This window comes from Arenibacter algicola, from assembly GCF_018860365.1.
GTDB classification, from domain to species: domain Bacteria; phylum Bacteroidota; class Bacteroidia; order Flavobacteriales; family Flavobacteriaceae; genus Arenibacter; species Arenibacter algicola_B.
Map to the genome: position 1 here is coordinate 57,233 of NZ_JAHKPO010000022.1, position 26,984 is coordinate 84,216.

The window sequence follows — 26,984 nt, forward strand, 5'->3', positions numbered from 1 at the left end:
GCGGACTGCGTGCCTATTCAAGCTGGTCTTAAACGCACTATATCAATGTCCTACCTCACAAGAACATCCCGTATGCGTTTCCCCATGCCAATCAAAAGCAGGGGCGTAGTCGCTCATCTCCCAATAGAAAGGGCTTCTAGGCTTGTCATAGTTCCCTACCTCGTTCATAGTTTCGGTATCGTATAAACGTCCATTGATCATGGTATAGATTATGGAGTTGGAATTTTGAATATCCTCCAAAGGATTTTTGTCCAATACGATCAGATCGGCCAATTTCCCTTGTTCCAAGGAACCAAGTTGATCTCCCATTCCTAGGTATGAGGCTCCATTAATAGTGGCTGCTTTTAAGGCTTCCATATTGCTCATTCCCCCTTGGGCCAACATCCAAAGTTCCCAATGTGCGCCAAGGCCTTGTAATTGCCCATGGGCACCGAGGTTTATTTTTACGCCGGCATCGGCCAATTTCTTGGTTGCATTGGCAACTAAAATATGACCGTTTTCATATTCCTTAATAGGTGCCATGGTACGATGTCTGGAACGAGCATCAATTACGCTTCTTGGAGTGTATTTTAAAAGCTTTTCGTTTTCCCAAACATTGGTGGTCTGGTACCAAAAGTATTCCCCGTTCAATCCGCCGTAATTAACGATAAGGGTAGGGGTGTAGGCCGTTTCGCTGGCCGACCATAATTGTAGCACATCATCATATATGGGAGCCACGGGTATATTGTGTTCTATACCTGTGTGTCCGTCCAAGATCATGGACATATTGTGAAAAAAGGTAGATCCTCCTTCCGGAACTACTTCTATCTGCTTCTCATGGGCCGCCTTAATGATCTGCTGTCTTTGATCACGTCTGGGCTGATTGTAGCTTTTTACGGAAAACGCCCCAAAGGCCTTGGTCCTTAGAATAGCGGAACGTGCATCTTCCAAATTGTTTACCGTAGCTTTAAAGTCGCCGTCCGCTCCGTATAAAATAACCCCGGTGGAGAATATTCTAGGGCCTACCATAGTTCCGGCCTTAACCATTTCCGATTGGGAAAATACCACTTCGGTATTGGCTGAAGGATCGTGGGTAGTGGTTACCCCATAGGCCAAATTGGCATAATAGGGCCAGTGTTTTTGGGCACTCAAACCAAACCTAAAATGACTAAGATGTGCATGCGCATCCACTAATCCGGGCATTATGGTCTTTCCGCTAATATCCAAAACTTTGGCATCGGCAGGGATGTTGATTATATCGCTGGGGCCAAGGTTCGTAATTTTATTGTCGTGGATGATGATGGTGCCGTTCCCTATAACTTCATCATTGTTCATAGTAATGATTCTGGCACCTTTTAGGGCAATGGTTCCCTTTGGTTTGTCTGTTGGTAGGCTGAGTTTGATTTTAAGACCTAAGGTGTCCATCGGCGGAATGCTATCCGGAGCCCCTTCCAAAAAGGTAAACCGTTGGTTGATGTCGGCATTAAAATAGGCATCGCCCAAAGTCCAATTTAGTTTGTTGCTATTCGAAGACCAGTGTAGGTTAATGCCAGCATCACGGGCTACCTGTGCTACTGGAACATTGGTGGCCTTTCCGTCCAATTCAATGGTATTTCCTGTCTTGGGCAGGGCCGCAATATATACTTTGAACAAATTGGTAAAGGCCAACCAATTATCATCCGGACTGGGGATGATTCGTTGTGCGTATTTGGATTTTACAATTTCCCGTTCTTCCTTACCCTGTAGGTTCACGGATTTTAAGGTCTTGGTGATGTTCCCCAAAAGATAACCGCCAGTTTGGTAGTAGATTCTGGTGGCATCCTTATTAAAACTTGGAAATATACCTTCCTTTACCACTAATTTTTTACTGGAGGTGATGCCCGATTTTCTGGATTCACTTATTTCCATAAGATAGATCCCGTGCTCTTTGGTATGTACATATCCCTGATGTTGATTACCATCTTCTTCGCGGTATACAATTTGGTTGTTGTTGATGGGGGAAAAGTTTGGCTCTCTATAAATTGCCTTTTCAGTGGTCAGTTTAATAGGACGGTTTTTATTGGAGCTGAGGTCCAACCTATGTAAGGCCCCCATATGTTCATCGTTCCAGGTTACGTACACTAAGTATTTGCCGTCTTTGGAAAATGCAGGTTCATATTCCAGATCCGTTCCGGAGGTAAGTCGGGCAGGGGTACCATTGGGCAGTGATTTTTTCCAAAGGTAACCGGCGGCGTTAAATATTAGTGTTTTTCCGTCAGGGGAGGTTACAGCATTGCGTATAGCCTTTGGGGTAAAGGTCTCCGGAGCTGCATCGTTTTTAAATTTTAAAGCATTTACGATCTTGTGTTCTGCAGTGGCCTCAAAGGGAATATCGCCGGCCTTTAAGGAATTGAGGTCAATTTTTTTGATTTTGCCCTGGACCCAGATTATGATGGCGCTATCATCTGGAGTAAAGTTGAATCCGGTATAGGGTCCAAATATGGCCCATGCTTCCTGTTGGTCCTTGCTAAGTTGATCGTAAATAGGCCATTCCCTTCCGGTTTTAAGGTCGTGCAGGTAGAGCACTGTTTTTTCCCTTACCCTTTTCACAAAGGCCATTACATCTCCCTTATGCGAAATTACGGGGCGTATGGCCCCTCCAGGTCCGCCCGTTACCCGTTCTATTTCCCCATCTTCCAGGTTATAACGATTTATAACGTATATCTGGCTATTGGGGTCTTTGTTGTACTGAAATTCCCCTCCTGGATAAACGTCTTCACTGTAGTATACATATTTACCATCAGGTGAAGCCCAAGGCTCTCCAACATCCTGTTGGTCGTTTTTCTTTTTGGTAAGCTGAATACCCTTGCCGCCAGATTTATGGTACATCCATATTTCGCCAGCTCCTAGAGAGCGGGTGGAGGTAAAATGTTTACGGCAAAAAATATAGTTTCCGTCTACGGACCAAACCGCGTTATTTACCAATCTAAAATCCTCCTTGGTGATCTGTTCGGCTTCGGAACCGTCTGTATTCATCACCCAAATATTATCGCCCCCACCGGCATCGCTGGTAAAGCTAATATGTTTTCCATCCGGGCTGTACCTGGGTTGCACTTCAAAGGCATGGCCGCCCCGTATCAATGTGGCGGTGCCACCGCTGATGGGCATGGTATAGATATCGCCCAGCATATCAAAGACGATCTGGCTCCCGTCCGGACTTACGTCCAGGCTTATCCAAGACCCTTCGTTGGTGGTGATAGAAACATTTTTAAAGGGAAGGGCAGGGGTATTGACATCCCATTTATCTTTTTTGGTTTCTTCTTTATCCTGAGAATAGGAGGTATGGCAAATAAGTAATAGAAGGGCGAATAGGATACTGTTTTTCATAGAAGGTAATTCTAGTAAAATAATGTTCTGCACTTAGGTTAGAAATAAAACTTTAAAGATAGTACTTTGTATTAAATTGCCCTATTGAAAGATGGCTTTGGGCGTTAAGAAAAGCATGTGAAGGTTGAGGTGCTCGAAGTAGGGAGACTGTGCGTGGCGCTTACTTGAACAAGAAAAACAACATCGCGGGGTCGCCCTTAAAGGCCTCCCTTATTTTGGTAAAGGCTATTCGCATTTGGGATTCCACCGTTTTTACGGAAATCCCCATCTGGTCTGCAATTTCTTTATATTTCACCCCCTGAATCTTATTTAACATGATGATTTCCTTACATTTTGGGGGTAGGGAATCAATGACCTGTTTCATTTTTTGGATACGCTCTTCCAGGGCGTCCGAGTCTTCCTGAATTCTATCCACTAAAGCGCGCTCCCAAATTTGACCAAGCAATTTTTCCTGTTTTTTAGCCTTTTTAACGGTATCTATATATCTATTGTAGGCAATGGCATAGAGATATGCCTTTGGGGATTTGGTTTCGTCCAATTTGGACTTATCCTCCCAAAACCGGATAAAGGCATGTTGTACAATATCCTCCGATTGTATTTTATCATGGGTATATGTGGTTATATAGGCCACCAACCGATTATAATATACATTGAATAGATATTTGAAAGCACACCTATCGCCGTTTTTCATGGCAATCACTGCCTCAATTTCATTCATTTGTCCTAGCTGTTGGTTTGGTAGGTTGTTGGAACATAAGTGCGAATATCAAATTTTTTTTTAATTCTTTTTAAGGGTTTTATATTTTTTTAAAGTATTGGTTGTGTAATGTGTAATGAAAGTGATTTTCAGAACTAACACATAACGGGAGAAAATTGGTAATAAGATAATGAAAAAAAATATAACTAAGCTGCTTCTTGGTACAATTACAGAAAAGGAGATTATTGAGCTTCGGGACTGGTTGAAAGATGAAAAAAATCAAACTATTCTTGAATCTTATGTTCGTGATAATCACGATTTAAATTTGGCAATATTGGAAAACAATCTTGATGATGCCTATAACAAAGTTACCCACCAAATCAACATTAATACAAAGCCGGTTAAAAAACTTTTCCCACTTTGGACAAAGTTTGCTGCTGCAGCAGCTATTGCATTGCTAATTGGTTTGGGATTCTACTTTCAACAAAATTCCTCAACAAATCATGGTCATTGTTGTAAGGCACCTTTGGTGCCAGAGGACGAACCTATTACCTTGGAATTGGATAATGGTACCATTCAGACCATTGATATTACAGGAAAGAAGGAAGTTAGGGATTCGGATGGAAATATTATTGGGGCCCAAGAGCAAAATCAGATCAGTTATTCCCATGCTGTCCAAAAGGAAGATTTGGTGTTTAATACCTTAAAAATACCCCACGGGAAAAAATTTCAATTGGTTTTATCAGACAGTACTATAGTTCACTTGAATGCTGGGAGTTCCTTAAAATATCCAGTAGCTTTTTTAACCGAAGGTCCAAGAGAGGTCTTTCTTACCGGGGAGGCTTATTTTGATGTTACCAAAAATGTATCCAACCCATTTGTTGTAAATGTGAACGAACTGGATGTGAAAGTTTTGGGAACGAAGTTTAATGTATCGGCCTATGAGGAGGATAAAAATATCGATGTTGTTCTGGTTGAGGGGGCGGTGAGTTTGGATAATAAAAAGGAATTGGAGGATGATGTTGTTACCTTAACTCCAGGTCAAAAAGGATCTTATGACAATGACTCCAAAGGCATATTGGTAAATAAGGTAAATACAAGCCAATACACTTCTTGGATGCAGGGGCATTTGGTTTTTAGGAATTTAACTTTTAATCAGATTTTGGCAAAATTGGAGCGCCATTATAATATAGAGTTGGAAAATACCAATATTGCTTTGGGGAAAGAAATTTTTAACGCCAGTTTCAATGATGCTAAAATAGATGAGGTGCTTAGTTATTTCAATGACACCCATGAAATAGATTATACCATACAGGAAAATAAGGTAATCATTAAATAGAAGTAGAACCCTAAAACAAATAAACTATGACATAGAATTTCGAATTGAATCTTCGACACTCTGAATTCATAAAAAAGAACCGGAAAATGCGCTAACATTTCCCGGTTAAAAAGAGTGATCGAGTAATTATTTACTAACCACACTTAAACATTCAAAAATATGAAAAAACCACTTAACCAGCGGAGGTTAGGCAAACCTTTGTTGAAATTTGACTTAAAAATGAAACTGACCACGCTACTGTTGTTTACCACTCTATTAGGTTTACAGGCCAATGATAGCTATGCGCAAAAGACCAAGGTTACCTTAGCCGTAGAGAACGCTACAGTGCGGGACATTATTGATGACATTGAATCTACTACGAAATTCCGATTTATTTATAAGGTAAAGGATGTGAACCTACAGCGTAAATTATCCTTGAGTGTTAATAAGGAGCACATTGATACCGTATTGAGAAGTTTATTTGGTAGTACACACACCGCATATAAAGTGCGGGGGACACAAATTATCTTAACTCAAGATGAAAATTTAAAAATTCCTCAAACGGTTTCTAAACACTCCCAAAACGACACTAAACAGGATCAAGTTCTGGTTTCGGGTCTAATTACCGATGATTCTGGCGTCCCTATGCCAGGAGCCAATATTGTAGAAAAAGGCACTACCAATGGTACTCAGGCCGATTTTGACGGTAAGTTTTCAATTCAATTGGACAGTGAAAATGCAACGCTTGTAATATCATATATTGGATTTGCAACACAAGAAGTCGCTCTTAATGGAAGAACGGATATCTCAGTTGTTCTAAAAGAAGATGCCGCTGGCTTGGATGAAATTGTTGTGGTAGGGTATGCCACCCAAAAGAAGTCTACATTGACAGGTTCTGTAAGTAGTATGAAAGGGGAGGAAATTGCCAATATTCCAACAGCAAATGTTTCCCAGAATCTTGCCGGTAGAATGACCGGGGTGAGTATGAGGCCAAACGGTGGTGCTCCAGGAAGTGATAACCCTGACATCCATATTCGGGGAGTTGTTTCCACAGGAAACAATAGTCCCTTGATAGTTGTCGATGGAATACGAAGGGACAATATGAGCCAGATAGACCCCAACGTAATTGAATCTGTAACGGTACTTAAGGATGCAGCAGCAGTTGCGCCTTTTGGTATTGGGGGTGCTAATGGGGTTATTGTAATTACGACCAAGAAAGGAAAGACAGGTAAACCTACTATCAGTTTAAGTAGCTCCTATGGTTTTCAAAGCCCTACTTACCTTCCAGAAATGCTGAGTGCCCGAGATTACATGGCCTTGCAAAACGAAGGGTATTACAATATAAACCCTACAGGGAACACACCTCCGAATGATCCAGGCCTAATAGCGGATTACAACCAATTACACTTGTCAGATCCATACAAGTACCCGGACTCCAATTTTACTGATGAGTTTGCAAAAAGCACGGGTGTATCTATCAACAACTTCCAGATAAGTGGAGGGACCGATGTAATAAAGTATAATGCCGGAATTGGTTATTTTGATCAAAATGGAATTTTTGATCCTGTTGGTTATGAACGATATAACTATAACTTGAGCCTAGATATCCAAGCCACAAAGACAACCAAATTTGGAATGTCTCTTTATGGTTCTGTTGAGACTACAGACGGGATCGATGCCGATGAGAGTCTTACCCACCTAATGCGTAGTTTCTATAAATTTGTGCCTACCCAGACCCTTAGATATCCTGAAGGGGATAAATGGGGTGAATCTTCTGCCAATACTCCAGTAGGGGTTTTAGAGTCTGAAGGTTATCGTAAGGACGAGGATAACACCTTGCTTAGCTCGGTCTATGTTGAACAGGAACTGCCTTTTATTCCTGGGTTAAAGGTTAAAGGGGTTTTTAGTTATGACCCAACTACGAATAATGATAAACTATGGCACGTTCCTTATGTTTATTATAACATTAACCTAGATGAGCAGCCTTACACTTATACCGAGGCAATTTCCTTACAGGAAGGTAATGGGGCCCCATATACTTGGTTACAGTTGGAAAATCGAAGACAAACAAAATTCACCTATCAAGGATATATTAATTATGATCGAATTTTTGGGGACCACAATATTTCTGCCCTGTTCGTTGCAGAGGCCCGCGAGACTAAAAATGACTTTTTCAATGCCCGAAGGAACAATTTTGCCATAGAAATAGACGAGTTGAGCTTGAGGAGTTCAGATAAATTGGATTATGACAATGGCGGCTCCTCGGGAACCGCAAGTGAAATTGGCTATGTTTACCGTTTAGGCTATACTTATAAGGACAAATATATCCTAGAGGCGTCTGGTAGGTATGATGGCCACTATTCCTTTGCACCGGGTAAACGTTGGGGTTATTTTCCAGCTTTTTCTGGAGCTTGGAGAATATCTGAGGAAAGTTTTATGAAGGAGATGACAGCCATCAACAATTTAAAGGTGCGGTCCTCCTGGGGTAAATCAGGGAACCTTCCTTATATTGATGGCAATCTGGCCGCATTCCAATATTTGGCAGGTTATGATCTGCGCGGTAACGCCTATGCGTTTGGGAATGGTAGCCTTGTTCAGGGGTCTAGGGTAAGTACTGAGCCAAACCCTAACATTACTTGGGAAATATCCACGAAATTGGATATCGGTTTTGATCTAACCATGTGGAACGGCCTTTTTAACATGGAATTCGATTATTTCCATGAAGATCGTACAGGGATGCTCCTAGCTCCGCAGGTTACAGTACCGGTAGAATATGGCCTGGCCCTATCACAAGAAAATAAAGGGTCTATGGACAACAATGGTTTCGAGATAGGGATGGGTACCCAGAAAATGTGGGATAACGGTTTCCGGTTCTCACTAAATGCCAACCTAAGCTATGCCGAGAACAATATGTTGGAGGTGTTCCAGTCCGATGCCGAAAGGGATAATCCCAATAGAACTAGAGTAGGACGCCCCTATGGCACACCTTATGGATATAAATCCTTGGGACTTTTCTCCACAGCTGATGACACCAACGGAGATGGCATCATAAACGCTACTGATGGTTATAACATTGTGCAATTTGGGGATTTACATCCTGGAGACGTTAGGTATGCCGATTTAAGTGGCCCTGATGGTACACCTGATGGGAGAATAGATTCCAACGACCAAACGGTAATCGGTAATCCTGTTTATCCATCTGTTACTTACGGGTTTAACACCACGGCAGATTATAAAGGCTTTAATCTTTCCTTGTTTTTCCAAGGAGTAGCCAATTCGGATATCAATATCCAGACATTTTTAACGTCCCCTTTTGCTAACAACGGAAGTAATACCTCCTATGAATATTTTAACAATAGGTGGACTCCTGATAGCCAAGATGCGAGGTATCCAAGGGCATCCCCTTCGCCTTATTCCAACAATACGCAAACTTCGGATTTTTGGATGGTAGACACTGGGTACTTACGTCTAAAAACAGCAGTTTTGGGATACACCCTTCCTAAAAGCGTGTCAGAGAAGCTAAATATGGAATCGATAAGTTTTCGTTTAACGGGACAAAACCTGTTTACTATCAGTAAACTGGATTTTATAGACCCGGAACTCGGGTATGATGATCGCGAAAACTCTTATCCCATTACAAAGACCTTGTCTTTAGGGGTCGATATTTCTTTTTAACTTAAAAAATCATAAAAACCATGAAAGGATTAATATATAAGATCAGTACCATTGGAATCTGTGCATCGCTTTTGTTGGGTGCCGTTTCATGTGATACGGAGGATTTTCTGGAAAACGAGAATAAATCCAAACTTACCGATGCCACCCAATGGTCCTCAGAGGCCAATGCGGATATCTTTATAAATGACGTTTACAGTGAAATACCTAGGATTTGCAACCTGGCCGAGCAATTGGATTACTATACGGATGACTATAATATAAGTCACTACTATACGGCCTCAAACTGGAGGCAGGGTATTTGCCAGGCACCATCCTCTAGTAATGATAGTCCATGGGGCGGTACTTATGGTCCGACCAATGGGTATACCTGGAGTAACTTTTTCGTAAAATTGAGAAAATGTAATACCGGACTCCAAAAATTGGAGGAGAACAAGGAAAATTATTCGGAAGAGTACTACGGACAACGGGTGGCCGAACTTAGATTTCTACGCGCTTTCTTTTACAGTGAATATTTCATGCATGTGGGTGGCCTTCCCATTATCACCGTGCCATTGGATCGTAATACCATGAGCGAGGACGAACTCCTTGTTCCTAGGTCAACATTTGAAGAAACCTTTAATTTTATTACTGGAGAGCTTGGTGATATTGTTGATGATGGCAGTTTGGCAATTAAGTATAACAATGGAAATAATGATGCAGGTCGTGCCACTTTGGGTGCTGCTCTTGCGCTAAAAGGATGGTTGGAACTGTTTGCCGCGAGTCCTTTGTTCAATAGTGGGGCGGGTTATCTTTCAGATCCTGGAAATTTTGTGCATTTTGCCACGGCCGATGCCGGTCGTTGGGCGACGGCGGCAGCGACTAACAAAAAGTTTATGGACCTGTATGATGGTACCTATGATCTGTTCGGAGATCTTCCAAATCTATGGAGGGCTTCTAATGAATACAATGAAGAAATTATTTGGGACAGGCAAATAGTGGCCAATGTAGGGGGTATGGGGTCCAATTATGAAAGACGGGGAGGACCTACCTATGTGTTGGGTAATTATATGACCTGGGGAAATTATAACCCTACCCAAGAACTGGTAGATCAGTTTGCCATGGCCAATGGCTTGCCCATTACTGACCCAGCCTCTGGTTATGACCCTCAAAACCCTTATGTAAACAGGGAAAAACGCTTCTATGATTTCATCGTTTATGATGGGGCTACTTATAAATTGGATTGGATGCCCACAGAGGATATTATCTATACACGTATCGACGAGACCTACGCCAATCCGGATAAGACCAACCAGATAGACCTTGCTGGTAAGACCGATGTTGGGGATTCCGGCTACTACCAAAAGAAACGTTTGAACCCCGATGCGGCTCCTGGAAACGATGCCAGTGGTCAAAACGACGTTTTCTATAGGTACGCAGAAGTTTTATTGAACTATGCCGAGGCACAGAACGAAGCTGTAGGGCCGGACCAATCTGTTTACGATGCCATTAATAGGGTTAGGGATCGTTCGGATCTTCCTGAACTTCCTGCAGGACTTAGCAAGGATGATATGAGAGAAGCTATCCATAAGGAACGTAGGGTGGAACTTTGTTTTGAGAACAAAAGATATTTTGATAACAAACGATGGATGCAGCAAGAGGAGACCATGGGAGTACCAAGGCACAATATGGTGATTAGGAATTCAAGCCCCGCCGATAACTCAGGGATTTGGGTCTACAGTGTAGAGGAAGAGGTGAAATATACGGCCAAGTTTGAGGCTAGACAGTATATGAGTCCCATTCCACAGGATGTAATAGATCAAAATCCAAATATTGATCAAAATCCTGGATATTAGATTTTGTAAGCAATAGAAAGACAATTTTTACATTTAAGTTAGTTTTGTACAAGGGGCTCCCAGTTATTGGGGGCCTTTTTTATTTTCATCAATCTATAATCCCAATTTCCCAAAGTTTAACCGCAACTTTCCACTATCATACTTTCATGGGTGATGTAGGTGTTATTATTGGTGTCCTTAGGTTTGGTATGTTAGTGTGAATTATTTGCGAAAGGGAATCAGGAAAACCGTTCTCCATCTTTTGTATCACACATAATTCCATAAATATATGATTTGGTATTGAGCACATTAACAAATCTTCATTTCATGGTACGAGTTTATTTATTTTTTACAATCTTTATACACCACTAAATTTTAAATAAACCAAATGAGCGTATTTAAAAAATTAATAGGCATTGAATTGGCATTGCTTTTTTTAATTTTTCACCAAGGAGTTTTTTCCCAAATTCCAGTGAAAAGCAGACCCAACGTCATTGTAATTTTGACCGATGACCAGGGCTCCATAGATTTGAATAGTTATGGGGCAACCGACCTGCATACCCCAAATATGGATAGGTTGGCGAAGGAAGGTGTAAGGTTTACCCAATTCTATGCTGGTGCACCGGTATGTTCACCATCACGTGCCGCCCTTATGACCGGGAAGACCAATTTGCGGGCTGGGCTGGAGGGAAATGTCCCTATACCTGAACGTGCACAAAGAAGTGGTGAACATGGATTGCCTACGGAGCAGATCACTATGGCGGAGATGCTTAAGCCCAATGGCTATTATACGGCCCTGATTGGTAAGTGGCACCTGGGACATAGGGAACAGAATTTGCCCAACGGACAGGGGTTCGATTATTTTTTTGGACATCAGCGAGGCTGCATTGATAATTATTCCCATACCTTTTATTGGGACGGGCCCAACAAGCACGACCTGTATAGAAATTCAGAGGAGGTATATTATGATGGCCAGCATTTTTCCGATTTAATGGTGGAAGAGGTCAAACAGGTTATCAACCATACACAGGATAAGCCGTTTTTTATTTATTGGGCGTTTAATGCGCCGCATTATCCCTACCAAGGAACTACAAAGTGGTTGGACTATTACAAGGATCTTCCAACGCCCAGAAAGGAATATGCTGCTTTTGTGTCCAACACGGATGAGAAAATTGGGAATGTTCTGGATTATCTGGACGAGATGGGTATAGCGGATAACACCATTGTTATTTTTCAATCAGATCACGGGCATTCCTTGGAGGAAAGGGCATTTTGGGGAGGTGGTAATGCCGGTCCGTATAGGGGAAGTAAATTCAGTTTGTTCGAAGGGGGTATCCGTGTGCCGGCCATAATCCGTTATCCGGGAATTATTCCTGCAAATGAAGTTCGCGATCAGTTGAGTATGGAGATGGATTGGTTTACTACTATCGCGGAATTGACCAAGTCCAAAGTTCCCGATAATTTGGATGGAAAAAGTCTTATGCCCATTATTCTGGATAATAAAAAGGAATCAGGTCATGAGGTAGTGCACTGGCAATTGGGGAGTTATGACGATAAAACGGCCCAATGGGCTGTTCGCAAAGGTTCATGGAAACTTATTGGCAATGTAAAAGAACCTGTTGTTGAAGGGAAGAAAATCGATTTGGAAAAATTATACTTGGTGAATCTGGAAAATGACATTGGTGAAAAGAAAAATTTGGCCAAGTCCGATCCAAAGAAGATGAACGAATTGTTACAGTTACATAATTCCTGGATAAAATCGGTGCGGTCAGAAATGAAGCAGTAGCTAATTTTCTTATTTAATTTTAGCTGGTCTCATAATAGTACAAGTTAATTTATTTTAAAAGGAACAAAGGGAAACCACTGTTCCTTTTTTGTTGTATAACCATAATATTACAGCCAACTGCTACTAGTTGCCATCATTTTAGGTGTTTTCAAAAACAATGATTTCCATCTATTTGTAAAAGACTAAATTTCAAGAATACAAGCGTGAAAATAAATGTACTATAGCAGGGAGGACGGCATGCTTAACTAAAACGGAAGATAATGGACTTTGCTCTGTTTGGGCAGGCGCAATGCTTTAAGAATTTGTCAAGGCCATCAAGTTTAAGGATTCAGTGTACAAAACATCAATTTAGAAGTATATTGGGGCGGAATAGACTAATTAAGTGATTTAAAAATAGTAATAGGTTATGAGTGCAAAATTAGGACTACTGGCTGTTATGGCTTTAAATATTTTAACAATGTCATGCAAGGCAATATCAGCCGATAACAATACTTCGATAGTTAATCCTTTACAAAATAATACTATAAATATTTATTGTGATGAAGATAATAATTTGTACCAATTACTATTGTCCAGCGAATATGAGGTAAAGCGTTATGAAAATATTGATAAAGCTCTAGATGGTACTTTAAATGGTCAGAGACTATTGATTTTCGCTAAAAACTATCCCGATCAAAAGACCGTACTACCCGCGAGTTTCTATAAAAAGGCCAAGGAAAAGAAGCTGAAGGTCTATGTAGAGTTTCCAGACCGTTTGTCGACCGAAGCTACGGGAGAAATAAAATCTACCGAAAAAGAACGATTGGTGGTCACTTCTGACTTTTTTGGAGAGCATCTTAAACCGTTAATGATCTTGGATGCAGGTCTTTATAAATATGTAAATGTGCCTGCAAGGGCCTCCCACCTGAACGGAGCCAAGGTAGCGGGGTTTAAAACAGCCGTTTATGGTCTTGAAAACACCCCAAATTCCCCCATTTTATTTGAAGATGGGGATGTGTTGGTATCGACCACCAAGTTGAGCGATTTCAACAAAAGTCGGTATTCTCCCCATAATGCATGGCGGAACGCTATAGGAGGAATCCTGTCCCACTTGGGTATAGATATTAAAGAAAAAGCTATACAATGGGAACCCATAGTACGGCCAACCTTCGATGCTTCGACAGCTATTTCCTTGGATGACTATCGCACCGCGGTAGATCGCGGTGCGGAGTGGTACGATAAGGCCAGGTTTCTCATTCATCCGGAATGGAAAGATCAGTGGCGCAGTATCGATACTTTAAAATTACCTGTCGGCCCTCCAATGGATCTATCACTGCCTTCGGGAGATGGTTCATTGGGTGTTATGGAAGGCCACTACTCCTATATTAACCCCGATGGGAGCCAACAATACCGATATTGGCTCCGTGCCGATTGTGTAGCCGAGACCGCAATGACTTTGGCAACCGCGAACGGGATAAAACAAAATTCTAAATATTTGGAAACCGCCACCAACCTAATGGATTTTGTATATAATTCGGAAACCTTCAAAACTATCAGTAGTATAGATCCAAAGCAATCTTCCTATGGACTGATAGGATGGGCTGATACGAATAAACATCGATATTATGGTGATGACAATGCCCGTGTGATCCTTGGTTCGGTACTGGCGGCACAGACGATGATGAATCCCAAATGGGACAAGCAGATATTGGAACTGATTCTGGCCAATTTCCGGACCTCTGGCTATAAAGGGTTTCGAAAAGGAGCGTTAAATGGTAAAGATATAGACCAAACCACTTGGCAGGTACTCATGGAAAGGGATCTGGAAAATATTGCCCCACACTACGAGTCATGGATTTGGGCCACCTATCTCTGGTTGTACGATAAGACAGGCTACACACCTTTGTTGGACAAAGCCAAGAGAGCTATTTCCATTACTATGGAAAACTACCCAGCAAATTGGTTATGGACCAATGGGCTCCAACAGGAACGTGCTCGGATGATTCTGCCACTTGCGTGGCTGGTGCGAGCCGAAGATACAAAACAACACAGGGATTGGCTCCATTTAATATGCGATGATCTATTGGAACATCAGGTAGACTCTGGGGCATTTAGGGAAGAATTGGGAATTGGTGATAATGGAAGATACGGTGCGCCAAAGTCCAACGAAAGCTATGGGCATGCTGAAGCTCCCGTAATTCATATTAATGGAGACCCAGTGGCAGATATGCTCTATACCACAAACTTTGCGTTTTTTGCTCTGAACGAAGCTGCACAGGCAACACAGGAACAAAGATATCTGACAGCTATCGACAAACTGGCAGATTTTCTGGTTCGTATTCAAAGCACCTCTACTGGAAGGGCAGATCTGGATGGCTGTTGGTTTCGTGCCTTCGATTTCGAAGATTGGGAATATTATGGTTCCAATGCCGACCATGGCTGGGGTGCTTGGGGAACCCTAACAGGATGGACACAGAGCTTTATCACTACAACTTTGGCACTAAAACTTGAAAATACGAGCTATTGGGAGAAGACTAAGAAATCTACAGTAGGAACCGAAATTGAAGAAGTTTGGCAACAAATGTTGCCGGGAATAGCACATTGATTTAAAGGCCTTGGCGTTTGATGTAAAAAAAGTAAAATTATATACCCCTGAAATCACAAAATTCGAAATTTCGATGATACCGCCTAAGGGAGGCTTACTATATTTGGAGTAAAATCTTATCATTGCAGTTTATGAATATAAAATCTGCCAATACTCAATTATTAAATTTTATGCGATTCAGTTTTATTTTCTTAATGCTCTGTTTTACCAGTGTTTTAAGTGCCCAACAGATAATAGACCTCAAGGATTATGGGGTTAGGGCCAATTCCTTTCAGGATGCAGTACCGGCAATTACCCGAGCTTTGGCCGATGCCGCGAAATATGAATCTGCCGTAGTGCGATTTCCAAAAGGGCGTATCGACCTATGGCCTGCCGAAGCTGCCAAAAGGGAGCTTTATGTTTCCAATGCTACCGAGTCCGACTCTCTGAGCAAGGTTAAAAATGTGGGTATTCTATTGGAGAATATGAGTAACATTACCTTGGAAGGGCTTGAAACTATCATCATGAGCCATGGTAAAATGGTACATCTGGCGAATATTAATAGCCGGAATATTACGGTAAAAAATATAGGTTTCGATTATGAGCGGCCTTCCATGTCCGAATTCACGATATTGGAGGTGACAGATGATTTTGCCTTGGTGAAAGTTCATCGAGATTCTCGCTATTCAGTTATCGATCAAAAAGTGGTGTGGTATGGCGAGGGCTGGAAATCAGGGAAATTACATACTATCAAATTTGACCCAGACCAGGAAGCAATGTATTATTTTAGGAACCCGGCTTTTGAAAATGCCGTTGCTACGGACCTTGGGAATGGCCAAATTCAATTCCGAGGAGATTTCACTAATGTGGGATTAGCAAAGGGTGATGTTTTAACGATGCGGGATACCTACCGCGATTGTTTGGGCGTACTCAATCATTTTTCAGAGAATTTAACCTTTGAGAACATAGGCTTTCATTACATGCATGGTTTGGGGATGGTAAGCCAATTTTCGAAGAACATTTCCGTAAATGGTCTTAGAGCGAAACCTAGGTCCGAAACAGGAAGGATTATTGCCGGTTTTGCCGATTTTCTTCATTTTTCCGGTTGCTATGGTAAAATTTCCATAGAAAACAGTCTTTTTTCAGGATCTCATGACGACCCCGTAAATGTTCATGGGACCCATTTGCGAGTGGTCGGCCACGAAGGGGATAGGATAAAAGTGCGGTTTATGCACCACCAGACATGGAACTTGATGGCCTTTGAAGCAGGGGATTCCATTGGCTATGTGGACAATGAGAATCTTTTGGTATATGAAAATGCAGTGGTAAAAAAGGTGACAAAACTGTCGGATAGGGAGCTGGAACTGCAATTGGACCGCTCGGTGCCAAAGGAATTGAAAGAGAAGCATTGTGTGGAAAACCTCACCAAAACCCCTGAATTAGTAGTGAGGAACAATAGATTTGAACATACCAATACACGAGGACTTCTAGTTACAACCCGAAAAAAGGTAGTGATAGAGGGTAATACTTTTTTTAGAACCGGCATGCATGCTATTCTTATTGCCAACGACTGTAATTCGTGGTATGAATCGGGAGCGGTAAAGGACCTTACGATCAGTAATAATAAATTTATTGAATGTGGTTACAATTCCTTTCCCAATACCTATCCCATTGCCATTATGCCGGAGACCCATAGTTTTGTAAAGAATCAATATGTTCATTCCAATATTAGTATTGTAGATAATGAGTTCACGCTTTTTGGCCCCCCATTATTGTTTGCTAGAGCCACGAAGAATATTACTTTTGAACGCAACAAGGTGCTGAAAGGAGACCAGGATATTTTTCCTATTAGTACTCAGCCCATGTTTTTTTTGGAACACTGTGAGGATGTTAGTATTCGGTCGAATGTTATGGATACCAATGGAATGGAAACTATGATCCAGACCAAGGGTATGAAAAGGTCACAAATAAAGTATGATGCCAAAAACAAATTGCAACTTATTACAAAATAGACTTCTGTTTTAAAGCGGAATGTACTTTAAATAACGACAAAGAACCGAAAGAACAAACCCAAGAATTTACAATATATTAAACCAAAATATTCAATAACAATCCCAGTAATGAAGCATACCACTGTAATACTTAGTATTTTATTATTGATCACATCATGCAGCACCGAAAAAAAGGAATCGCCGCGGGAACCCCTGAAAATATGGTATGATGAACCGGCCTTGGCAACTGTGAAGGACAATCCAAATGGTTGGAAAGACGATGCGGAATGGCTAAAGGCGCTCCCCTTGGGCAACGGATCCTTTGGGGCAATGGTGTTTGGAGATGTTAATTTGGAGCGAATCCAATTGAATGAAGAAAGTATGTGGTCCGGTAGTCCGGATGATAATGATAATCCAGAGGCATTTGCCGCTCAGGCAAAAATTCGAGAGCTATTGTTCAATGGCAATTACAAAGAAGCTACCGAACTTACCAATAGTACACAGATCTGCAAAGGAGAGGGCTCTGGGCATGGGAATGGGGCCGAAGTTCCTTTTGGATGCTTTCAAACCTTGGGAGACCTTTGGATAGATAATGGACAAAAAGAGCCATATGAAAACTACCATAGGGAGTTGGATCTTGATGATGCCATAGTACGCATAAGCTATACCCAAAATGGGGTGAATTACAAAAGGGAAATCTTTACCAGCTATCCCGATCAGGTTATGATAGTTCGATTTACAGCGGATAAACCAGGTCAAATTTCCTTCAATGCTACTATGGACCGGCCTGAGAATTTTAAAACTTATTCTGAAGATGAGCAGTTGATCATGTCAGGGGCATTGCCCAACGGTAAGGGACAAGATGGATTGCAATATATGACCCGACTAAAAGGCGCCAATAAAAAAGGTGCTTTGCAATATGTAGGTGATAGACTGGTAGTTGAAAATGCGGATGAAGTCACTCTATATTTATCAGCCTCAACAGATTATGTTTTAGACCCGCCAAATTATAATGGCCGGGATTATATAAATATTACTGAAGCCAATATAAATAAGGCCTTGGCCAAATCTTTTGATCAGCTATTATTAGATCATACCCAGGAATATCAAAACTACTTTAAGCGAGTAAGTTTGGATATTACTCCAGACCCTATAACTCCAATGCCTACAGGAACCAGATTGGAAAGGTATAAGGAGACCAAAAACGACCCACACTTGGAGGAATTAATGTTTCAGTACGGGCGATACCTTTTGATCTCCTCTTCCAGACCAGGTACGCTACCCGCCAATTTGCAGGGGATTTGGGCCAATAAAATTCAAACTCCATGGAATGGCGACTACCATACCGATATAAATGTACAGATGAACTATTGGTTGGCAGAGACTACTAATCTATCGGAATTGCACATGCCATTGTTCAATTTAATAACCTCCTTGGTGCCTTCGGGCGAAAGGACTGCTGAGGTACAATATCACAATAGTGGGTGGGTGCTTCACCCCATCACCAATGTTTGGGGCTATACTTCTCCTGGGGAAAGCGCCTCTTGGGGAATGCATGCTGGTGGCGGTGCATGGTTAAGTACCCATATTGCAGAGCATTATAATTTTTCAAAGGACAAGGATTTTTTAAAACGGATGTATCCTGTTTTAAAAGGCTCGGTTGAATTCTATATGGACTGGTTGGTAGAAGATCCCAAAACAGGGAAGTTGGTATCCGGACCTGCAGTTTCCCCTGAAAATACCTTTATCGCGCCAGATGGCAGTCGAAGTCAGATCAGCATGGGACCTGCCCATGATCAACAAGTAATCTGGCAACTTTTTACCGATTTTCTTAATTCTTCCAAAGAACTTGGAATAAGCGACTCCTATGTACAAAAGGTAAGCCAAGCAAGGAATTCCCTTTTAGGACCAAAAATAGGCAGTGATGGCCGTTTAATGGAATGGGCAGAGGAATTTGAGGAAGTAGAACCGGGGCATAGGCACATTTCACACCTATTTGCCCTTCACCCTGGAAATCAAATCAGTAGGATAGAGACTCCCGATCTTGCAGCAGCCGCTGGGAAATCCTTGGATTATAGAATTGCCAATGGTGGGGGAGGTACGGGATGGAGTGCAGCCTGGCTCATTAACCAATACGCGCGTTTGGGCAATGGTGATAAAGCCAAGAGTAGTTTGGAAACCGTCCTCAGCAAAAGTACTGCTGCTAATTTATTTGGACTGCATCCGCCTTTTCAAATGGACGCTAATTTTGGAACCACCGCAGGAGTAGCAGAAATGCTTTTACAAAGTCATGCCGGAGCCATAGAGTTATTACCGGCCTTACCTAAAGCCTGGCCAACGGGCAGTGTAAATGGGCTTAAGGCAAGGGGAGACATAACCGTAGATATGAAATGGGAAAATGGACAACTAATTTATGCCAATATCCTGGCACCTGAGGAACAAGAAATTACTGTTTCATACGGTACATTGAAAAAAACCATACAGTTAAAGGAAAATGAAATTTTCAAGTTTGTAATGGACAATCCCAACTAATTAAAAAAGCTGATGTGAGTTGGTAGCAAAAGGAACAATGGGAAACTATTGTTCCTTTTCTGTTGGATACTAACCTCCAAACCCCGTAAGTTATTAATGCCAGGGAGCTCTTTTTTATCATCAATCCTTAAACTGGGTCACATCATCGCTCAGATCAAAAACGGTAGCACCATTTAATTGGCTTTCTAGAATGCTACTTCCTGCCGCACTACGATAACCGCCGCCACAGTGCACCACAATGGGTTTGTTGGAGGGGATTTTGGCTGCTGTTTCCCGCAATTGGTTCAAAGGATGGGTCAATGCACTGTTAAAGATTTTGCCCTCGGCCACCTCGCTCTCGTTGCGAATGTCTACGATGGTATAGTGGTCGGGATTGTTTTTAAAATCCTGAAGATCCAATAGAGGTGTTTTAACCAGGTTTTCTTTGGGAAGGGTCAATACCATTTGGAGTTGCTTTTCATATCCAATTTTTGCCACTCGTTGCAAGACTGTTTCCAAATCATTTGGAACGTCTATGGCCAAGCTGAATTTTTCCTCTGGTTTTATGATGGCACCCAACCAAGTTTCAAAGGGAGCGTCTTCAGAGGAAGCCTGAATGTTGATGCTTCCTTTTAGGTGTCCTTTTTTAAAAGCGGATTCCTGGCGCACATCCACAATCAATCCTTCAACGGAGGTATTCAGTTTAAAGGGTACTTCAGCAATAGCAGTACGAAGCATTGCCGCGCCCTGCCTGTTCACGTCCACGTTGTACCCAAAATAAGAAGGAATAAAGGGCTGGCTATCTAGCAACTCGTTTATAAATTGTTCTTGTGTCTGTTTCTTAAATGCCCAATTGTCCCTACGCTCATTCCCCAAGGTGCTGCTGCTGGCATCGGATTGGCTCTTTCCACATAGCGAACCGGCACCATGGGCAGGGTAAATGATGGCCTCATCGGGCAAATTTTTGAACTTATGCTGTACGGTATGGTACACGGATTCGGCCATTTCTTGGCGTTTGGACTTCATATTGCCGGCTTTTTCACGAAGGTCAGGTCGGCCTACATCGCCAATAAGCAAGGTGTCGCCTGTAAACAATATGGTTCCCTTTCCTTCTTTCGCAACTATGGTAATACTGTCCGGCGAATGGCCGGGGGTGTTGATGGCACTAAGGGCTGTTTGTCCAATTTTAATGGAGTCCCCTTCATCAAAGGGTTTATGCGGATAATCCGCTCCCAATTTTTTACTGTTGTAGATGGTTGCCCCGGTTTCTTGGTGAATTTGCCAATGCGAACTCACAAAATCGGCATGTGGATGGGTCTCAATGACCGCAATGATTTTGGCTTTATTGGTCTTGGCAAAAGCGTAATACTGGAAAGGATTGCGCTCTGGATCTATGATTGCCATTTCCCCATCACTGATTAGGGCATAGGAATAATGTGCTAAGGGGTCGTATTTAAACTGTTTAACTTTCATAGTCAATTTTGTTTAAAGGAATAACAAGACAATATGTAAAAAAATATTCGGCTACACGGGCTCTATCAATATAAGTATTGCGTCTAAAGGAAAAAATGTGTGAGCGAATTTAAGTTGAAGTCAAAATTGCGAGGGAAAAGGATTGACTCGTACGCTGGGCTGGCTCTTTGGGCCTTGAGGGAGGCTTTACAAGGAAAGCCTCCAACGCCAATTTCATAGTATTGTTAAACCAAGAAATTTATGGAATAACTTTTTGTTTCCCATTGAAGAATTTGGGGGAATCGAAAAATGGAATAATCGCAACTTTAATAATGGTGAAACCAGAATAGTTCAACAATCCATCTAACAGCTAGGTAAAATTAAATTACATTATCTTAAGGACGTCTGTCCCTTTTTTTTGTTAAAACCAAAGAGTAAAAAAAGTACAGCTTCCATTTTTGTGCCCAATTTTTCGGTAAGGATTTTAAAGGCCCGTGTAATATGGCCTTCCACAGTTTTTGTGGAGATATTAAGATATTCGGAGATTTCAGTATGAGTAAGGCCTTCCTTTTTGTTCATTAAAAATATTTCCTTGCATTTTGAAGGCAAATTCTCGATCTCAATATTCATTAATTTTATTAAGTTGTCCAGTTCTTCCGGCTCTATGTCAACTACCAAATCAATGGCCTCATAATATTTTTTCTCCAGATATATCACGGGTTTATTTTTTCTGTATTGATCAATAAACTCATTATAGACCGATTTATATAAATAACTCTTGATGGATAAGTCTGGATTAATTTTTTTTCTCTTATCCCACATCTTAACAAATACGTTTTGAACAATATCCTCGGCCAAGGCATGGTCTTGACACAGTGATTGGGCATAAGCACACAAATTCTGGTAATAAAATTCCATCAATAAATCATAGGCTTTTGGGTCGCCTGAAATTAATCTTTGGGCCAAAAACAAGTTTTTCTTATTGTCCATTAAAATAAGTAATTCTTAATATCAGTTGGCAATAATAGTGAATATCTAAAAAAAATCATAAAAAAATAGAGGGGTATTAAAAAATGAAACGTATTAGGAAGGAATTATTGAATATTAAATGGCTGAATTAGAAAAATTAATCGTTAAGTTTTTAAATAAAGAAGCAAATCTTTCAGAGTTGGAAAAATTGGAAGACCTACTTAAGAATGACGAGTGCGGACAAGTCTTTAATAGTTTTGTTAAAACCCAATACCTAAGTAAACTTTCTATGACAGAATTCAATCTTGACAATGCCAAAAAGTCTATTAAAGCAAGGCTAAAAAAGAGCAAGCGCATAAAAAGGATAAACATATATAAGAGAATTGCCGTGGCCGCTTCTGTACTGCTGATGTTGAGTATGGCCTTTTACCTGTTGTATAACACCGACGGGGCAGATGGCCCAGTAGGTGAGGAACGACCCCATTTAATTGTTGCAGGTACCGATAAGGCTATTCTTACCTTGGAAAATGGTGATGAAGTGGCCCTGGAAAAAGGGAAAAAATTTCAAACAGGAAAAGTCAGTAGCAATGGGGAAGAATTGGTATATGCCGAAAAAGGGCAAACTGATGTTGTCGAAAAAGAACAGTCTTATAATTACTTGACTATACCAAGGGGAGGTCAGTTCTTTGTCCAGTTATCCGATGGTACGGAAGTTTGGTTAAATTCTGAAACCAAATTAAAATATCCGGTAACATTTAAGGACGGTTCTACCCGCAAGGTGGAACTACTATATGGCGAGGCCTATTTTAAGGTTTCGCCAAGTACCTCCCACAAGGGGGCTGCATTTCATGTGCTTACAAAAACTCAAGAAATAGATGTGTTGGGTACTGAATTTAATATTAGGGCCTATAATAATGACCAGATAATGGCCACTACCTTGGTTGAGGGGAAAATTAGAATTAAGAATGGAGAAGATAGTGAAACTCTTGTACCCAACCAACAGGCCACAATTAACTATGAAAGTGATAAAATAGATATCGAAGAAATTGATGTGTCCCAAGAAATCTCATGGGTCAACGGATTGTTTAGCTTTAATGAAAAACCCTTGGAGGAAATAATGACAGTCCTTTCGAGATGGTATGATACCGAGGTCGTATTTGGGAATGCCAAACAAAAGAAGTTTGTCTTTACGGGGATACTGGAAAGAACAGAGGCAGTAGAGGATATCCTAATGTTTATTGAGGCTACCAGCGAGGGGCAGTTACAATTTGAAATCAACGATAAAACAATTATTATTAAATAAAAAAGGAAAAGGCCAGCACCTTCTACAGCAATAGCCTTTTTCCAAGTAGATCAATTAAAACAATGTTTAACTAAACCATTACAAATTTATGAAATTTAAATTAACCAAACGACCACCTTGTCCGTTGGGCAAAGTTCTTTTACACTTTTTTATGAAATCCATTATTTTCTTGTTTTGTGCGATTTCATTTGCACTCAGTCCCCTAAATGGTGAGGCCCAAGATGCTGAGATTATTGTAGATGCCGATATGACATTGAGCGTAAGACAAGCATTTCGGCTGATCAATAAACAAACTGATTATAAGTTTATTTATAGGCATGACCTTATAAAAACTGCCCCGAATATCGACCTAAAAAAGGGGGTTATCAAGGCAGGGGCGCTTTTGGACAAATGCTTGTCACCCATAAGTTTTACGTATAATTTTACGGAAGGCGGCACTATAGTCGTTAAGAAAAAACAGGCTAATTTTTCCAATAGCGGTCCAAACAAATTATTAATTCAAAATAAGCAATATCAGGTCAATGGTACTGTGACAGATAAGGAAGGTGTTCCTTTACCTGGGGCTAGTATTGTGGAAAAGGGTACAACAAATGGTACTCAAGCGGATTTTGATGGAAATTTTTTCATTTCCGTAACCAATGAGTCTTCTATTTTGGTAATTTCCTATGTAGGTTTCACTACTAAAGAGATACCTGTAAATGGTGAAGCAAATATTTCCATAAAACTAATGGAAAACGCTTCTAGCCTGGACGAGGTAGTCGTTGTGGGTTATGGCACCGTGAAAAAAAGTGATTTGACCGGTAGTGTGGGTAGCGTAAAGATTGAAGAAATGACCAAAGCACCAGTCACATCTTTTGATGATGCTCTGGCTGGGCGAGTTGCGGGTGTTTCGGTAATCTCAGGCGATGGTCAACCTGGAACGCTTCCTGAAATTGTGATCAGAGGGGGGAACTCATTAACGCAGAACAATTCTCCGCTATATGTTGTTGATGGCTTCCCCTTGGAAGACAATGATAACAATTCGATCAATCCTTCGGACATAGAATCCATAGACATATTAAAGGATGCTTCTGCAACAGCAATTTATGGGGCGCGTGGGGCTAATGGTGTAATTATGATTACCACGAAAAGTGGTAAAGAAGGGGTCCCGACTATAAATTTTGACAGGTATTACGGGTTGCAAGATGATATCAAAAGGATTGAAACCATGGATCCATATGATTTTGCTGTTTTACAGTTGGAGATTGATCCAGTAAATTCACCTTATGTTTATTTGGAAAAACCGGGTAGAACATTGGAGGATTATAAAACCTATGAAAAGATTGATTGGTATGATAAAGTATTGCGTACCGCCTCTATGCAGAGCAATAATTTATCAGTTTCCGGAGGAACCGGAAAAACAAAGTATTATGCGTCCGGATCTTATTTGGAGCAAGAGGGGATATTCATAAATACCGGGTTTGAGCGGTATCAGGGAAGAATCTCATTGGATCAAGAAATTACTAGAAAATTGAAAGCTCGGGTCAACGTGAATTACAGCAATACCAAAAACTATGGGGTCATTGCCACAAACAATGGGGGATCTTCCACCGCCAGCTTAATGTACAGTATCTGGAGTTATCGTCCGGTTGCTACTGGATTTGAAGTAGATCTTGAAGAGGAACTAACAGATCCAGAAGTTAATCCTGCAACAGATTATCGGGTTAACCCTGTACTCGAAGCTGAAAATGTGCTGCGGGAAACCATTTCCCAGAATTTATTAGGGAATGGTTCACTGGAATGGAGTATAATAAAAGGGTTGAAATTTAGAGTTACGGGCGGAGCCAGTGACAATTTAAGGCAAAGCAATGCATTCTATAACTCAAAAACCCGTAACGGAGGACCCAGTCATCCACAGTCTCGTGGTCCGAACGGATACCAACAGTATTACCGAAGTACAACATTCTCCAATGAAAACCTTCTAACGTATTCAAATAGGTTTAACAAAGCACATTCACTGACCGTCTTGGCTGGTTATTCACAACAAAAGAATAAAAGTTCTATGTTTGGCGGGGAATCTGTTCAAATTACCGATGAAGAATTGGGTCTTAGTGGTCTAGATGTAGGTACCCCTACCAGGTTATGGGCATACTCTTCCAACTGGGCGTTACAATCCTTTTTTGCACGCCTCAATTACGATTTTAAATCCAAATATATTTTTACCGCTACGATCCGTGGAGATGGTTCGTCTAAGTTTTCACCCAATAATCGGTGGGGATATTTTCCTTCGGCCGCATTCGCCTATCGCCTGAGCCAAGAGAGTTTTATGAAGCCGCTTGAATTTGTTTCAAATGCCAAGGTCAGGATTGGATATGGGGTGACCGGAAACAACCGGGTGAGTGATTTTGCTTATTTATCGGGAATAGGCACTGCAAACTGGACGGGATATTCCTTTGGAAATGAAAATCCTAGTCGTGGAACCTTTGTGTCTGGCTTGGACAATGCCGATCTTCAATGGGAGTCCACCGCTCAATTGAACTTTGGTCTTGACCTTGGGTTTTTTGACAACAGGCTTTCCTTTACGGGAGATTACTATTATAAGGAAACGAAAGACCTGTTGCTAAACGCCCAATTGCCTTACGCTACCGGGTTCACCACCGCCTTTAAAAACATAGGTTCCGTGTCCAACCAAGGAGTTGAACTGGCTTTAAATACTGTTAACTTGGACAGTGAACATTTTACCTGGAAGTCAGATTTTAATATTTCATTTAACCGTAGTAAGGTATTGTCTTTGGTTGAGAACCAAACCTCATTGACTTCTACCACATCTGCAGTATATAACGGCAATCCAGGTTACATTGCGAAAGTAGGTGGGCCGGTAGCCATGTTCTATGGTGTTTTGTATGAAGGGGTTTACCAATACGAGGACTTTGACCAGTTGACCAACGGAAACTATGTGTTAAAGGAGGGGGTTCCAGCCAACGGAAGTGCACGGTCCAATATTTTACCAGGTTATGCGAAGTACACCGATATAGATGGGGATGGTAATATTAGTTTGAACGACTATACCGTTATGGGAAACCCTAATCCTGATTTCGTTGGCGGTTTTAACAATACCTTCAACTATAAAAACCTCGATTTAAGTATCTTTTTCCAATTCTCCTACGGCAATGAAATAATGAATGCCAATCGCGTGCTTTTCGAAGGCACCTTCCTAACGGGTAGAAACCAATATGCTAGCTATACAGATCGTTGGACCGAGGAAAACCAAACGTCTGATATTCCAAGGGCAAAAGGAGAGCCTGCCTTATATTCCAGTAGAATTATTGAAGATGGCTCCTTTCTTAGGTTGAAGACTGCTTCATTGGGGTATACCATTCCTTCGCAATTTTTGAAAGAATTGGGGATCCAATCATTCAGGACCTACATTTCCGCTCAAAATTTAATTACTTGGACCGAATATTCAGGTATTGATCCTGAAGTTTCTACACGGAATTCAGCTTTGACCCCAGGCTTTGATTTCTCTCCTTATCCAAGACAGAGAACACTAATCACTGGAATTAATGTAAAATTTTAAGGTTAAT

The 26,984-nt window shown here is 41.3% G+C and carries 13 protein-coding genes; 9 read left to right on the plus strand and 4 right to left on the minus strand.

Annotation, left to right across the window (positions count from 1 at the left end):
* Positions 1-42: 42 nt before the first annotated feature.
* Positions 43-3,345 carry an amidohydrolase family protein gene (locus KO529_RS17520; RefSeq protein WP_215949166.1) on the minus strand — a complete coding sequence of 1,101 codons (3,303 nt, stop codon included), beginning with the start codon at positions 3,343-3,345 and terminating at the stop codon, positions 43-45.
* A gap of 160 nt (positions 3,346-3,505) precedes the next feature.
* A complete protein-coding gene (locus tag KO529_RS17525) occupies positions 3,506-4,063 on the minus strand; it encodes an RNA polymerase sigma factor (protein ID WP_215949167.1) in 558 nt (185 codons plus the stop codon).
* A 169-nt stretch (positions 4,064-4,232) separates the two neighbouring features.
* Between KO529_RS17525 and KO529_RS17530 the strand changes: the two genes are divergently transcribed.
* The 7 genes from KO529_RS17530 to KO529_RS17560 all read left to right on the plus strand — a co-directional run bounded on the left by KO529_RS17530 (position 4,233) and on the right by KO529_RS17560 (position 19,718).
* Positions 4,233-5,381, plus strand: a complete 1,149-nt coding sequence (locus KO529_RS17530) for a FecR family protein (protein ID WP_215949168.1) — start codon at positions 4,233-4,235, stop codon at positions 5,379-5,381.
* A 159-nt stretch (positions 5,382-5,540) separates the two neighbouring features.
* Complete coding sequence (locus tag KO529_RS17535; RefSeq protein ID WP_215949169.1) at positions 5,541-9,035, plus strand: TonB-dependent receptor; 3,495 nt, start codon at positions 5,541-5,543, stop codon at positions 9,033-9,035.
* Between the two features lie 20 nt (positions 9,036-9,055).
* Positions 9,056-10,867: a RagB/SusD family nutrient uptake outer membrane protein gene (locus KO529_RS17540; RefSeq protein WP_215949170.1), complete on the plus strand. Its 1,812-nt coding sequence runs from the start codon at positions 9,056-9,058 to the stop codon at positions 10,865-10,867.
* Positions 10,868-11,234: 367 nt separating this feature from the next.
* Positions 11,235-12,632, plus strand: a complete 1,398-nt coding sequence (locus KO529_RS17545) for a sulfatase family protein (protein WP_215949171.1) — start codon at positions 11,235-11,237, stop codon at positions 12,630-12,632.
* A 406-nt stretch (positions 12,633-13,038) separates the two neighbouring features.
* Positions 13,039-15,216 carry a hypothetical protein gene (locus tag KO529_RS17550; RefSeq protein ID WP_215949172.1) on the plus strand — a complete coding sequence of 726 codons (2,178 nt, stop codon included), beginning with the start codon at positions 13,039-13,041 and terminating at the stop codon, positions 15,214-15,216.
* 131 nt (positions 15,217-15,347) lie between these two features.
* Positions 15,348-17,207 carry an alpha-1,3-galactosidase-related protein gene (locus tag KO529_RS17555; protein ID WP_215949173.1) on the plus strand — a complete coding sequence of 620 codons (1,860 nt, stop codon included), beginning with the start codon at positions 15,348-15,350 and terminating at the stop codon, positions 17,205-17,207.
* 108 nt (positions 17,208-17,315) lie between these two features.
* Entirely contained in the window at positions 17,316-19,718 is a 2,403-nt protein-coding gene (locus tag KO529_RS17560; protein ID WP_215949174.1) for a glycoside hydrolase family 95 protein, read from the plus strand.
* Between the two features lie 120 nt (positions 19,719-19,838).
* Here the strand turns inward: KO529_RS17560 and KO529_RS17565 are convergent, their stop codons facing one another.
* Both KO529_RS17565 and KO529_RS17570 read right to left on the minus strand, forming a co-directional pair.
* Positions 19,839-21,170 (minus strand): MBL fold metallo-hydrolase, encoded by a 1,332-nt coding sequence (locus tag KO529_RS17565; protein WP_215949175.1) that lies wholly within the window; start codon positions 21,168-21,170, stop codon positions 19,839-19,841.
* A 369-nt stretch (positions 21,171-21,539) separates the two neighbouring features.
* Positions 21,540-22,139: an RNA polymerase sigma factor gene (locus KO529_RS17570; protein ID WP_215949176.1), complete on the minus strand. Its 600-nt coding sequence runs from the start codon at positions 22,137-22,139 to the stop codon at positions 21,540-21,542.
* Positions 22,140-22,257: 118 nt separating this feature from the next.
* Between KO529_RS17570 and KO529_RS17575 the strand changes: the two genes are divergently transcribed.
* Positions 22,258-23,421 carry a FecR family protein gene (locus tag KO529_RS17575; protein ID WP_215949177.1) on the plus strand — a complete coding sequence of 388 codons (1,164 nt, stop codon included), beginning with the start codon at positions 22,258-22,260 and terminating at the stop codon, positions 23,419-23,421.
* An 88-nt stretch (positions 23,422-23,509) separates the two neighbouring features.
* Positions 23,510-26,977 (plus strand): SusC/RagA family TonB-linked outer membrane protein, encoded by a 3,468-nt coding sequence (locus KO529_RS17580; protein WP_215949178.1) that lies wholly within the window; start codon positions 23,510-23,512, stop codon positions 26,975-26,977.
* The last annotated feature ends 7 nt before the right edge of the window (positions 26,978-26,984 follow it).

Bases quoted from the DNA above. Each gene is read 5' to 3' on its own strand.
- KO529_RS17555 (WP_215949173.1), top strand. From the start codon at position 15,348: ATGAATATAAAATCTGCCAATACTCAATTATTAAATTTTATGCGATTC.
- KO529_RS17560 (WP_215949174.1), top strand. From the start codon at position 17,316: ATGAAGCATACCACTGTAATACTTAGTATTTTATTATTGATCACATCA.
- KO529_RS17575 (WP_215949177.1), top strand. From the start codon at position 22,258: ATGGCTGAATTAGAAAAATTAATCGTTAAGTTTTTAAATAAAGAAGCA.
- KO529_RS17580 (WP_215949178.1), top strand. From the start codon at position 23,510: ATGAAATTTAAATTAACCAAACGACCACCTTGTCCGTTGGGCAAAGTT.
- KO529_RS17535 (WP_215949169.1), top strand. From the start codon at position 5,541: ATGAAAAAACCACTTAACCAGCGGAGGTTAGGCAAACCTTTGTTGAAA.
- KO529_RS17570 (WP_215949176.1), bottom strand. From the start codon at position 22,139: ATGGACAATAAGAAAAACTTGTTTTTGGCCCAAAGATTAATTTCAGGC.
- KO529_RS17545 (WP_215949171.1), top strand. From the start codon at position 11,235: ATGAGCGTATTTAAAAAATTAATAGGCATTGAATTGGCATTGCTTTTT.
- KO529_RS17525 (WP_215949167.1), bottom strand. From the start codon at position 4,063: ATGAATGAAATTGAGGCAGTGATTGCCATGAAAAACGGCGATAGGTGT.
- KO529_RS17540 (WP_215949170.1), top strand. From the start codon at position 9,056: ATGAAAGGATTAATATATAAGATCAGTACCATTGGAATCTGTGCATCG.
- KO529_RS17565 (WP_215949175.1), bottom strand. From the start codon at position 21,170: ATGAAAGTTAAACAGTTTAAATACGACCCCTTAGCACATTATTCCTAT.
- KO529_RS17530 (WP_215949168.1), top strand. From the start codon at position 4,233: ATGAAAAAAAATATAACTAAGCTGCTTCTTGGTACAATTACAGAAAAG.
- KO529_RS17550 (WP_215949172.1), top strand. From the start codon at position 13,039: ATGAGTGCAAAATTAGGACTACTGGCTGTTATGGCTTTAAATATTTTA.
- KO529_RS17520 (WP_215949166.1), bottom strand. From the start codon at position 3,345: ATGAAAAACAGTATCCTATTCGCCCTTCTATTACTTATTTGCCATACC.